This is a genomic window from Microcystis sp. M015S2 (genome assembly GCF_020245945.1).
Taxonomy (GTDB): Bacteria; Cyanobacteriota; Cyanobacteriia; order Cyanobacteriales; family Microcystaceae; genus Microcystis.
Window position 1 is genome coordinate 1 of sequence record NZ_JADBTX010000035.1, and the last position, 11,795, is coordinate 11,795.

The following is an 11,795-nucleotide window of genomic DNA, read 5'->3' on the forward strand; positions in this document are numbered from 1 at the left end:
AACATGGCAAAAAGAACGTAATCAGACTGCATCTACAGTAATATGGACGTTTACGACCAGCGATGCTAGGGTCAAGCTGAAACATCTTTATCCTGTGTTTGAGGAAGAGGAATCGGGAGAATCTATTGCACCAAATTAGCTAAAACAGTCCACTACTGTAGGATAATTGTCTTCTAGCTTCGTAGAGGATGACAGCAGTAGCGATCGCAACATTTAAAGATTCCACACCACCAAAGAGGGGAATTTTCACCGTTTCATCGGCTAAAGTCGCTAATTGGGGTGATAAACCGGCTCCTTCATTGCCTAATAATATTAAAGTCGGACGGGTAAAATCAATCTCCCAATGGCTTTTGGTGGCTGTGGGTAAAGTCGCGATCGCTTTTACCCCCTGTGCTTGATATTTTTTCACTAAAGCCGATAAATCCGATTCTACCACCAGGGGCGATCGAAACCATTCCCCAGCGGAACTGCGGATCACTTTGGGGTTATCGATTTCGACGCTATCGAGACTTAACCAGATACCCTGTACCTCTGTAGCCACGGCAGTGCGGATAATAGTGCCGAGATTACCCGGATCCTGCAATCTTTCCAAAACTAAGCCCAATTGTAGCGGATTTTGGGGGACTGGATGAAGGTGATCACGGGCAATAGTGGCAATCACACCATCGGGATTAACCGTTGTTGCTAGGGAAGCGAGGACTTCCGGGGAAACTATCTCGACTCGTTTCGCTTGATTTGGAAGCTTCTCTGCTAATTGTCCCTGTCTTTGCTGCCACTTTTCAGTATAACAAACCGTCTCTAGGGAACAATTCACGGCTAAAGCCGTCTCTAGTAAGTGGGTTCCCTCAATTAAGGACAAATTCTGCTCCTGTCGCTCTCTAGTGCGGTGTAGCTTGCGAATTTGCTTGATTAAAGGGTTTTGAACACTGCTAATCATAGCCAATCGGATTTTTCACCCCGCTAGGGCTACCCTAAACAACTGCGTCTTGAGGGAGATAATGCGGAACTCGGGACTTGAACCCGAAAGTCTTTGCAGACACTAGAACCTGAATCTAGCGCGTCTACCAATTCCGCCAGTTCCGCATTTTTCTTTCACAATCTTTTATTATACTATCGGACAATCCATAAGTCAAGATAGTTCAGATAATTAAGACAAAAATCGCTTTTCGGGGTAGAATCACCAATAATTTCCTCAAAAATCTGATAAAATTCAGTGTCATTTTGCCGAAGCTCTCCTTAGCCAAGACTGCCAACTAAGATAAATGAATGATCCTATGACCATCGATACCGAGCATCCCTATTTAGAAATTCAAGGTCGTCACTCTCTCAAGGGTGAAGTCAAGATCAGTGGTGCCAAAAATGCCGCTCTAGTGATTATGGCCGGGGCTTTACTCTGCTCCGAAGAGTGCCAGATTAGTAATGTACCTGCCCTGGCCGATATCGAGCGGATGAGTCAAATTCTCTCGGCTTTGGGCGTGCAAGTCCGTCGCACCGGAGATAGACTAGAGATTGATGGCAGAGACCTCAAACAAGCTCAAGCACCCTACGATCTCGTCTCCCAGTTGCGAGCCAGTTTTTTTGCCATTGGACCGATTTTAGCCCGTTTAGGAGAAGCAAAAGTTCCCCTCCCCGGCGGCTGCGCCATTGGGGCCAGACCAGTAGATCTGCACGTTAGAGGCCTACAGTCAATGGGTGCAGATGTATTAATCGATGGCGGCATGGTACACGCCCGCGTTAAAGGTAATGGTCGTCTGAAAGGGGCGAATATTTATCTGGATTATCCCAGTGTGGGAGCGACGGAAACCCTAATGATGGCGGCGACTTTAGCGTTCGGGGAAACCATTCTCGGTAATGCGGCCCAGGAGCCGGAGGTGATTGATTTAGCCGATTTTTGTGTTTCCATGGGTGCAAAAATTCGCGGTGCCGGGACCAATACAATTGTCATCGAGGGAGTTTCCCGTCTGCACAGTACCGATTACAATATCATTCCCGATCGCATTGAAGCCGGGACTTTACTGATAGCTGGGGCGATTACCCGCTCAGAAATTAGTCTTTATCCCGTGATTCCCAGCCATTTAGCTTCGGTAATTGCCAAACTGCACGAAATCGGTCCGGAAGTAGTGGAAGATGGCCCTAATCGTCTCCGGATTATCCCTAAAGACTTAAAAGCCACCGATATCGAAACCCTGCCCTATCCCGGTTTTCCCACGGATATGCAGGCCCAATTTATGGCTCTATTAACTTTAGCCGAGGGCAGTAGCGTGGTTAATGAGACGGTTTTTGAAAATCGCCTGCGTCATGTGGCGGAATTAAAGCGTCTGGGAGCAGATATCAAGGTCAAAGGAAATGTGGCCTTAGTGCGCGGTGTGCCTTTCCTCTCCGGGGCGCCGGTGATGGCCACGGATCTACGCGCTTCGGCAGCTTTGGTGGTAGCAGGATTGGCAGCCCGGGGGACTACTATTGTGCAGGGACTCCATCACCTCGATCGAGGTTACGATAATTTAGAGGGTAAATTAAGAGCATTAGGGGCAAATTTACGCCGGGTTGATCCTTTAGCCTTAGAATTGGCTACCCTGACCCAATCTTAATAGAAAAAGGGCGAAGCATTCGGGCAATAACCTATCGCTGAAACCGGAGATTTCCTATCCGAATGCTTCGGCCCGACAGATATTATCTGACTTTTTCACCGCCTATTCATCTGCTGTAAAATAACGCTCTAGAAAATCGAGAGCATGATTTCTTAAATCATAATATTCTTGAGTTTCTCGCATGGCGTGACGATCCCGGGGATGGGTAAAAGGAACCGTTAAAATCTCACCGATATTAGCATGGGGCCCATTGGTCATTAAAACAATGCGATCGGACATGAAAATTGCCTCATCTACATCATGGGTAATCATAATCACCGCTTGCCGGTGACTCTCCCAAATTTTCAGCACTTCCTGTTGTAATTTTCGCTTAGTTAAAGCATCTAAAGCCCCAAAAGGTTCATCCATCAATAGCATTTTCGGTCGAGTTACCAAAGCGCGAGCGATGCCCACCCGCTGCTTCATTCCGCCGGAGATTTCTTCGGGATATTTATCAGCAGCGGCCGTTAAATGCACCATAGCTAAATGTTCATTAACAAGGCTATTTTTTTCAACTTTACTAGCACTTTTAAGAACTTCATCCACCGCCAAACGAATATTTTCTCGCACTGTCAACCAGGGCAAAAGAGAATAATGTTGAAAAACCATCATGCGGTCGGCCCCCGGTTGACGAATTAACTTTCCTTCTAAAGTGACTTGTCCCGAGGAGGCTTGTTCTAAACCAGCGATAATTTTTAAAAGCGTCGATTTGCCACAACCAGAATGACCGATCACCGAAATGTATTCTTGGGAACCAATAGTCAGATTGACCCCATCGAGAACGACAAAATTACTGCCATCAGCTTTAGGGTAAGCTTTAACGATATTTTTAATCTCTAAAAATTCCTCCCCAGAAAAGGAACCTGAGATCGAGTTAGGAACAGAGGAGAATTGAGCCATAATAATTAATTATCCCTGCAAATAAAAGAATTGAGGTAAATTGGCGCGAATTTCAAAACTGTTGAGATAACCAACGAGATCGCTAGGATCAAAAGCTTTTTGATCAATAAAAGACCTTGCTGGTACAACGTAATAATCCTCGCTGGGACAAATAATACCCATATCGTCGGCGATTTGACGGTATAAATCAGTTCTCCAAGCTTTTTTGGCTATTTCTTCGGCATTTTTGGGTATTTCAGCAATCTGTCCCCAGCGAGCGGCTTGGGTGATTAACCAAAGACTTTCGGATTGCCAGAGAAAGGTAGAATGATCGTGATCGGCCTTGGCAATATCTTTCGGCATGGCGAAAAAAATTGTCGTCGCTAGATCCTCAACCAGACGTTTTCGATCATCGAAACCGCCATAGTTGTAATCCCCAACGATGCCGGGGCGGGTAAATTGTGGTTTTGCCCCTGTAAACGAGCGCCCGGAAATGATCGTCGCTACTTCCTCTCGATTTTCAGGTCGATCGCAATACTGACAAGCTTCAATCATCGCTTTGACTAAAGAGCGATAGGTTTTCGGGTTTTCTTCGATAAAAGACTCCATCACCGCTAGAATGCGATCGGGGTGTCCTTGCCAGATTTCCCGTCCCTGGGCAAAGGTAAAACCGACCCCTTCGTTACCCCTAATCGCCCTAGTGTTCCAGGGTTCGGCCACCATATAAGCCTGCATTGTGCCAATACGCATATTGTTGACCATCTGCGGCGGCGGAATAATCAAAAGACGAAATTCTTCGATCGGATTAATGCCCATCGATGCCGTCAGGTAACGCAGGAAGTATTCATAGATGGAGGAACTCAAGACCACCGCCCAGATGCGCTCTTCCGGGGGGATACTCTGGAAATAGGCTTGCAGTTGCCGTCCCGCTTGCTCAAGATCGCCATTATACTCTTGCCAAGGTCGAAGGCCAAAATCCCACATCGGCCGATTCATGGTCATAGCGTTGCCGTGACGATGAATAGTCATCGCCCCACACAGAGGGGCAACCCGCGCCCCTTCTGCCCCCGTCCTCGCATTGGTAATCGCCCCGGAGACCACGGGAGAAGCGTCCAAGCGTCCGAAGATAATCCCATCACGGGAATTCGCCCAACTTGCTTCCCGACTGAGGGTGACATTCAGTCCATACTTGCGAAAAAAGCCTTTTTCCCAGGCGACGGCGAAGGGGGCGCAATCATTGACGGGGACATATCCCACGGTGAGGTTAGGTTTTTCTAGGGTTTTCGGATCGATAATCGGGGTTACGGCTAGGGCTGCCTCGGTTAATCCCGTCGGGTTGCGACTGGCGTTGATAGTACAGGCAGTCAGGCTACCAGTAACCAAAGTCGTCCCCAATCCCTGAAGGAAGGTACGTCTAGATATGGGGCGAATCATGGTATTAACTGCCCAGTTTAGCGGGACGATGGGTGACAAGGACTTGTAAACGGCTAATTAGGTAATCGAGGATTAAACCGGTAACGCCAATGACAATCACCGCCAGAAAGACGGAACTAAGGTTTAATCGATTCCACTCATCCCAGAGAAAAAACCCGATTCCCACACCTCCGGTTAACATTTCCACGGCTACAATGACTAACCAAGCAATTCCTAAACTTAAGCGCAATCCCGTAAAAATGTAAGGCAAACTAGCGGGGAGGATAATTTTTAAAATCTGGCGATATTTGGGCATTTCTAGGACTCTGGCCACATCGATATAGTCTTTGGGTACACTACCGACTCCTAGTGCTGTATTAATCATCGTTGACCAGAGGGAGGTGATGAAAATCACAAAAATGGCCGAGGGTTCCGCGACTCCAAACATGGCCAGAGAGATAGGTAGCCAAGCTAGGGGGGAAACGGGGCGTAGAATTTGAATGACCGGATTGAGGATGAGCATAGCCGGCCGGGATAGCCCGATGAGAAACCCGACCGGAATAGCCACTAATGCTCCCAACAGAAAACCGATTAAGACGCGTCGCAAACTGGCCAGCAATAGCCAACCGATGCCGAGATTGCCCGGACCGCGACGATAGAAGGGATGGAGAATATAATCGAGATTGCTAGTCAAGGCCTGCCAAGGATTGGGCATCAATTCACTTCGGAAAGTCGCAATTACCCACCAGAGCGTAATCAGACCGATAAAACCCATCGCCGGATACAGTACCACATCCTTAAACAGCCAAGCTTTCGCTTGCCTGCCTGTGGCACGCCCAGCGACTAAAATAGCCGCAATATTCATGTTATTTACCCTTGTATAAGGATCGAGGTACAGATAATGAGCAGTACCAACCAAGAATCCTGAAAGAGTCAGAATATTTGCAGGAATATCTCCTATTCTGTTTCCCTTCAGTCTTCCCCCAATGCCGACGAAGTTAGCTGACGGGCTAGGACTGAGAGATGTCCTTTTCATTGACTGAAATGCGCCCCAAATTCGGTTCCTCCGCTTCAACACACCACGGTTGAATTAGGCTGACTTACTCTATTTGCCAAGAATGATAACACATTCGATCGAGTTGTGGGAAAATCCCGGTCGCCCCTGATACTAAATCATTTTTTAACAGTATGATTAACTCCCAATCCAACTTTAAAAACCCACTCCCCACTTCCCCAATTCATAATTCATAATTCATAACAGGAGTCCGCAGCGATCGCATTCACCAAATCTTAGCCATTACTAATACAAACCCCGGCAATTCTGGATCACCACTAATGGTTTCAGGAGCATTTAAAATCTCCGGTTCTTGATGGGGACGATAAATATAGACTTGGCGATTTTGGCGATCGATTAACCAACCCAATAAAGTACCATTGGCAATATATTCTTCCATCTTTTTCTGCAAACTGGATACTGTATCACTAGCAGAACGTAATTCAATGACAAAATCGGGACAGATGGGGGCAAAAGAGGCTTTTTGTTTTTCTGTTAAAGCATTCCAGCGTTCTAATTTAATCCAAGCAGCATCCGGTGAACGAGTCGCGCCATTGGGCAGCGTAAAACCCGCACTAGAATCAAACCCAAGCCCCGTTCCATCTAGTTCTGACCAACTCCCCAGTTGCACAGCTATATTAAAATTGCGATTACCCGTATCTGAAAAAGCAGCAGGCATAACGATCACTTCTCCACTGGCACTGCGTTCAATGCGTAAATCTCGATTGGCTAAACAAAATTCATAAAACTGCTCCTCCGTCATCGGCATAATCCAAGGAAGATCAATCATCAAAGGAGCCGAGGTCGCTTGCACAAGTAGTGTCGTCATATTTTCGCCCTACTCAAGAATTACATGAGTTAACAACTGAATGCCCTTCAATCTTAACTTAGCTCTTGTCATCGGCATTATTGAATACTAAAAGATAGAAGGCGATCGCTCTTAACCTGTCCCAAGAAGCCTGACGGAGAGGAATGTAAATATTTATAAAACTGTAGCTTAGGATACAGTTGTGGGGGGGGGGAATGTGTATTGTTTTGCTATCCGCTTTTGGTGTTGGGTTGGGTTGTTGCTTGACCTGGCTGCGAGGGAGGGCGATCGCATTTAGTTTTATTAGAAAGTGATGTTTAGAAAATCTTTGCAAACCCTGGTACTTGGAAGCTTATTAAGTTCTTCCTACTTGTTCTTAACAACTACTCTGGTTGCCGCCACGACTGTCACTTCTTTTAACAGGACTTTAATGAGTAGGCAAATAGGACAGCCACATCTCGAAATTTTCGGTATAGTACCAACGGGTACATTTTATCTTTTCTTTGCTCATCCTCCATTAATAGCGAATGATTTAGGATTTAAAAGTTTACAACACAGATATGAGGACGATGCTCGATTTTTCTTTGAACTACACGGTACAGACGGCTCAGGTCAAGTTCGTTCAGACTTAGTACAAGATGCTGGTGGTAATCTTAATTTTATATCTAGCGTGAGAGCAAGTATTTTTCCTGGTCAAGCAGAAAACTTACCTGTTTTTATGACAGTAGCTTTATCTGATCCATTAACCATTGGTCCAGGATTTACCAATTTTTCTACCCTTACCCTAGATGTATTTTTATCTTCTGGAACAAAGTTTGATGGAATTCCTCGTGTTCCAAGTATTGCAGACAATCCAAAAATCAGTTTAAATGCAAGAGTAGCACCAGGAGAAATATCTGATCCATTTAACTTTTTTAATGACTCTATTGCATCAGCAATAGACCTTTATCAGATAGACATAGAGCAATCCAATTCAAGTGGAATTATTGAGCCTAATATAAGTCTTGGAACAAGCAATTCATTCTTTTCTTTATCATTTAGCGATTCTAACGACGTGATTGGACAGCGTATAGTTAATGCCTTTAGTGGGAATGCAGGAAACTATGAAGTATTAAACGATCAATTTCTTTTTAGTCTTACACTAGAGCCGACTCAAGAAAACTTAGTTTATACGTTTGGAGATAAACTAGAAGCTCTTGCGCCAGATGTAGAAACTGTACCTGAACCCACTTCCACCCTCAGCCTCCTCGCCCTCGGCACTCTAGGCGCAGCTTCAACCCTCAAGCGCAAATTGAAGACACCTAAATCGACAGAAAAAGAAACCACAAAAGTATCTTAATACCATCAATAAAATCCCACAATTCCCCTTCATTAATTGGAGGGGGTTTTATCAGTTGTCAGTTGATTGTTAACTGTTCCGCGAGCGAGATTTGAGCATAATTCAGCAGATAAACTACCATAAATGCTTGGGGATAGTTTTTCCTAGCTTAGGGGGATTGAAAGTTTAATTTTCCCTGAATCTTTCTAATAGTTCTGAGCGAGATAAATTAGCCAGAGAAAGAAGTAACCCGGTGCGTTCCGAGATAGGAAGTTGGGCAATCTGTTCCACCAGACCAGATAATTCTGCATCTAGGCTGCCAAAACGTCCTTCCAGAAGACTGGTTATCAGGGATAGTTGTCCTTCTAAACTGCCTCGTTGTATCCCTTCTTGTATCCCTTCTTGTTTCCACTCTTCTCGTTGTTGTAAATAAGCTGGTGATAGGTTCATAATGTCCTCCTGTTCTTCGGCACTTAAATTATCTCTTAATTCCAAACTCTTGCGCCAGTTGGCCAGAATTTCCAGTAAATTCTCTTGGAAAGGATTACCTTCAGGCAATTGCACTAATTCTTCTACTGCTCGTTTCTGTGTCCCTCCTTTTCCTAGCACCCTCAACCATAAAGTCTCCTCATTGACTGGTAATTGATGGATGGCGACAATTCCTGTTTTGAACAGGCTAGGGGAAAAATAAACTCCTTTTCCCCACTCCTCTTTCATCCCCTCTTCTGGTAGGAATGAAGGGGGGATTCCCACGACTTCTTCAATCATTCTCGCTGAAAAAGTAGGCGTTAAAATCCAGAGAACTGGTAGTTCAGCTTCTGTTAGAGTTTTGTTTGTCCGTTTCGCCTTCCTCAAGACCTCGCCATGAACCGCATATAACTTTGAGATGCAACTGCGAATCTCTACCTCGGAGGGAGGATTACGGAAGGGTTCAAATAAGCAGCAAGTCGCCGCCATTTTAGCGAGTATGCCCAAGGGTAATTCAGTCCTTGATGCTGAACTGGCTGGTTCAAACCAGACATCGATTTCTTGAACTTCACTCTTGACTTTCTTGCTCTTTTTAATCGTCCCTAGAGACGCTAAGAGTTCTTCTAAATATTCCTTGGCAAATTGGTCGTGAATTTGGCGAGTCATTGCAGGGGATAATTAAGCCGAGAAAGTGCATTAACAATCTTGTTAGATCATAGCAAGTTTTGAGAATTTATCTTTTTAATCAACAGCACCAGTGTGCGAACCAATCGGATATCTTATTCTTTGTGTAACAAGTTTAACTTATATAATAGCGATCGGTCTTTGTGTTCTTTGTGTCTCTGTGGTTCTTCACACTCATTGCTTAAAGGCCCCTTCTCAAGTTCCCAGAGCTTAGTCACCAATATTCCGAAAGTGACAGAAAAGGGATAATCTTCCACTCAATTGCCCAAAATAAAGGCTAGAATCGAAATATAGTATCGATCGCTACGGATTTTTCATGAATTACAGAAAATTTTGCTTGGCTTTTTTGCTGTCCCTTATCCTCATCAACACCGGATTAGTTATGCCTAGTTACGCAAACGAAAGAGAATTGAGGACAATTACCGTAACGGGAGAAGGAATAGAAAATATCGCCACTTCTCAAGCAATAGTGCGCTTAGGGGTAGAAGTTCAAGGCAAAGAAGCGGGCAAGGTGCAGCGGGAAACCGCCAATCGTAGCGATGCGGTGGTTAAATTTCTCCGTTCCCGTCAAGTGGAAAAATTGGAAACCACCGGCATTAGTTTACAGCCCAATTATGACTTCAGCAACAATCAAAGACGTTTAATCGGTTATATCGGGGCTAATTTGATTAGTTTTCAGATTGATATAGCCCAAGCGGGGAGTTTAATCGATGAAGCGGTCAAAGTCGGGGCAACACGCATCGATGGGGTCAGTTTTACTGCTGGAGAATCAGCGATCGCAGCTGCCCAAAGAACCGCTCTCATCAAAGCCACGGAACAAGCTAGAGAACAGGCTACAATCGTGTTACAAGCCCTCGGTTTAGTGCCGAAAGAAACGGTTTCTATCCAAGTGGGTAATACCAGTAATCCCGTGCCAATAGCCCGCTCAGAAGCGGTTTTTCGGAGTGCCGATGCTGCCAGTAGCCCGGTTATCGGAGGGGAACAAACCCTGCGCGCTGCTGTCACCCTCGAAATTAGCTATTAACATCTGTAGCTAGACACAATTAATTACACATATCTAACTGCCTCTTGCCTGTTGCCTCATCAAACTTTCGCCCTCATCCGTGAATTATCCCAACTTTTTACCCACTGTTAGGGAGGGATTGAGTGAAGATACCTCCCTTGCTCTCCTCGAAAATATCCAACAAATTGCCATCGATAGCCCCATCTATCCTCGATCGATTCTAACCACCTATAGTCAACAAGGGCAAGGTCAACCGCCCTTTGTTCTCCTGCACGGTTTTGATAGTTCCCTGCTGGAATTTCGGCGTTTACTACCCTTACTCGCCCAAAATAGGGAAACTTGGGCGATAGATCTACTCGGCTTCGGTTTTACTGAGCGATACCCAGATTTACAAGTATCTCCGAAAACTATTAAAAGCCATCTTTACCATTTCTGGCAAACTGCGATCGCAGAACCGATAATTTTAGTCGGTGCTTCCATGGGGGGTGCAGTGGCCCTAGATTTTGCCCTCTCCTACCCGGAAATAGTGGCAAAATTAGTCCTGATTGACAGCGCAGGACTAGCTAACCCCCCAGTTTTGGGTAAATTGATGTTTTCTCCCCTCGATAAGTGGGCAACTAATTTTTTAGCCAATCCCCGCGTGCGTCAAAATATCAGTCGTACTGCCTATTTTGATGCAACTTTAGCCACTGTTGATGCTTGCACCTGTGCCAATCTGCACCTGAATTGTCCCCACTGGAGTGAGGCTTTAATCTCCTTTACCAAAAGTGGCGGTTATGGAGCATTTTTGCCGAAATTAAGCCAAATAAACCGAGAAACGCTGATTATTTGGGGAGAAAACGATCAAATTTTAGGCACAAAAGACGCGAAGATATTTCAGCAGGCCTTACCCAATAATCAACTGGTTTGGATTCCTCGCTGTGGTCATGTTCCCCACCTCGAAAAACCGGAACTTACCGCGGCCGCGATAGTTAAATTTGCGAACTAAAAACTTATAATAGGATTATTTGACCCTATAGTGCCAACTTTTATGAAATTTTTGCCGATCGCTCTCGCTACCTTCAGCCTTCTGAGTTTATCTGTCAATATTCCTGCTACTGTGGCCACACAACAGCTTTTTTGTCGAGGCCGCATGAATAACGGTTGGTCCTATTCAGCAGAATTTATCAATGGACGTTTTGAGCGCATTCGCTGGACGCGCTCCGGTCAACCTCCCCAAGTTTCTAGCCTTAGTTTTAAAAATACCAACAACAAAGGACAGCCGATTTATCGGGGCAGTTTATTCGCCGCAGTCAGTGTCACTCTGATAGACTTATCCAAAGGAGATGTCCGTCCCGGTTCGCAAATTTCCGTGGGAGTGGAAGAATGGGGTTGGTCGCGGGGAAACTGCGGTCTTAACAGTTGACATCCTCGCCGCCCTAAAAGTGCGGCGATTCCTAAACCTCACGATTTAAGTTTCTGCTTCCACCACCGTCGCATACCACAGTTAAAAAACCATGTACTGTCTTACACAGAGTCCACAGACTTTCGCCCCATTTCAG

At 45.4% G+C, this 11,795-nt stretch carries 10 protein-coding genes, 1 tRNA gene, 2 pseudogenes and 1 riboswitch; of the genes and pseudogenes, 6 read left to right on the top strand and 7 right to left on the bottom strand.

The annotated features are described in order from the left end of the window. A pseudogene (locus IM473_RS07855) lies at nt 1-139 on the top strand (IS630-like element ISMae25 family transposase); the annotation flags it as partial. Here the strand turns inward: IM473_RS07855 and IM473_RS07860 are convergent. Then, on the bottom strand, nt 140-937 hold the full coding sequence (locus IM473_RS07860) for a TrmH family RNA methyltransferase (protein ID WP_287660371.1): 798 nt from the start codon (nt 935-937) through the stop codon (nt 140-142). It lies immediately after the preceding pseudogene. 62 nt (nt 938-999) lie between these two features. Continuing rightward, nucleotides 1,000-1,083: transfer RNA gene (locus IM473_RS07865), tRNA-Leu, on the bottom strand. 191 nt (nt 1,084-1,274) lie between these two features. On the opposite strand from IM473_RS07865, the gene murA reads away from it, so the two are divergent. Next, nucleotides 1,275-2,588, top strand: a complete 1,314-nt coding sequence (gene murA / locus IM473_RS07870; RefSeq protein WP_287660372.1) for a UDP-N-acetylglucosamine 1-carboxyvinyltransferase — start codon at nt 1,275-1,277, stop codon at nt 2,586-2,588. 102 nt (nt 2,589-2,690) lie between these two features. Here murA and IM473_RS07875 read toward each other — a convergent pair whose 3' ends face one another. The 4 genes from IM473_RS07875 to IM473_RS07890 all read right to left on the bottom strand — a co-directional run bounded on the left by IM473_RS07875 (nt 2,691) and on the right by IM473_RS07890 (nt 6,802). Beyond that, entirely contained in the window at nt 2,691-3,527 is an 837-nt protein-coding gene (locus IM473_RS07875) for an ABC transporter ATP-binding protein (RefSeq protein ID WP_287660373.1), read from the bottom strand. 9 nt (nt 3,528-3,536) lie between these two features. Beyond that, entirely contained in the window at nt 3,537-4,940 is a 1,404-nt protein-coding gene (locus IM473_RS07880; protein WP_287660374.1) for a CmpA/NrtA family ABC transporter substrate-binding protein, read from the bottom strand. A 4-nt stretch (nt 4,941-4,944) separates the two neighbouring features. After that, a complete protein-coding gene (ntrB, locus tag IM473_RS07885; protein WP_287660375.1) occupies nt 4,945-5,784 on the bottom strand; it encodes a nitrate ABC transporter permease in 840 nt (279 codons plus the stop codon). A gap of 107 nt (nt 5,785-5,891) precedes the next feature. After that, nucleotides 5,892-6,026: riboswitch (cyclic di-AMP (ydaO/yuaA leader) on the bottom strand. Between the two features lie 173 nt (nt 6,027-6,199). Further along, nucleotides 6,200-6,802, bottom strand: a complete 603-nt coding sequence (locus IM473_RS07890; RefSeq protein ID WP_287660376.1) for a Uma2 family endonuclease — start codon at nt 6,800-6,802, stop codon at nt 6,200-6,202. A 1,195-nt stretch (nt 6,803-7,997) separates the two neighbouring features. Here IM473_RS07890 and IM473_RS07895 point away from each other — a divergent pair. Further along, nucleotides 7,998-8,120: pseudogene (locus tag IM473_RS07895) on the top strand (PEP-CTERM sorting domain-containing protein); the annotation flags it as partial. 165 nt (nt 8,121-8,285) lie between these two features. Here the strand turns inward: IM473_RS07895 and IM473_RS07900 are convergent. Then, complete coding sequence (locus IM473_RS07900; protein ID WP_004268193.1) at nt 8,286-9,233, bottom strand: RpnC/YadD family protein; 948 nt, start codon at nt 9,231-9,233, stop codon at nt 8,286-8,288. A 334-nt stretch (nt 9,234-9,567) separates the two neighbouring features. Here IM473_RS07900 and IM473_RS07905 point away from each other — a divergent pair, with 334 nt between their 5' ends. The 3 genes from IM473_RS07905 (at nt 9,568) to IM473_RS07915 (ending at nt 11,659) form a co-directional block, all read left to right on the top strand. Further along, nucleotides 9,568-10,275 (top strand): SIMPL domain-containing protein, encoded by a 708-nt coding sequence (locus IM473_RS07905; RefSeq protein ID WP_287660377.1) that lies wholly within the window; start codon nt 9,568-9,570, stop codon nt 10,273-10,275. Nucleotides 10,276-10,354: 79 nt separating this feature from the next. Beyond that, complete coding sequence (locus IM473_RS07910; RefSeq protein ID WP_159296883.1) at nt 10,355-11,242, top strand: alpha/beta fold hydrolase; 888 nt, start codon at nt 10,355-10,357, stop codon at nt 11,240-11,242. Nucleotides 11,243-11,284: 42 nt separating this feature from the next. Further along, entirely contained in the window at nt 11,285-11,659 is a 375-nt protein-coding gene (locus IM473_RS07915; protein WP_287660378.1) for a hypothetical protein, read from the top strand. Nucleotides 11,660-11,795: the final 136 nt, after the last annotated feature.

Bases quoted from the DNA above. Each gene is read 5' to 3' on its own strand.
- ntrB (WP_287660375.1), bottom strand. From the start codon at position 5,784: ATGAATATTGCGGCTATTTTAGTCGCTGGGCGTGCCACAGGCAGGCAA.
- IM473_RS07890 (WP_287660376.1), bottom strand. From the start codon at position 6,802: ATGACGACACTACTTGTGCAAGCGACCTCGGCTCCTTTGATGATTGAT.
- IM473_RS07900 (WP_004268193.1), bottom strand. From the start codon at position 9,233: ATGACTCGCCAAATTCACGACCAATTTGCCAAGGAATATTTAGAAGAA.
- IM473_RS07860 (WP_287660371.1), bottom strand. From the start codon at position 937: ATGATTAGCAGTGTTCAAAACCCTTTAATCAAGCAAATTCGCAAGCTA.
- IM473_RS07905 (WP_287660377.1), top strand. From the start codon at position 9,568: ATGAATTACAGAAAATTTTGCTTGGCTTTTTTGCTGTCCCTTATCCTC.
- IM473_RS07915 (WP_287660378.1), top strand. From the start codon at position 11,285: ATGAAATTTTTGCCGATCGCTCTCGCTACCTTCAGCCTTCTGAGTTTA.
- IM473_RS07880 (WP_287660374.1), bottom strand. From the start codon at position 4,940: ATGATTCGCCCCATATCTAGACGTACCTTCCTTCAGGGATTGGGGACG.
- IM473_RS07875 (WP_287660373.1), bottom strand. From the start codon at position 3,527: ATGGCTCAATTCTCCTCTGTTCCTAACTCGATCTCAGGTTCCTTTTCT.
- murA (WP_287660372.1), top strand. From the start codon at position 1,275: ATGACCATCGATACCGAGCATCCCTATTTAGAAATTCAAGGTCGTCAC.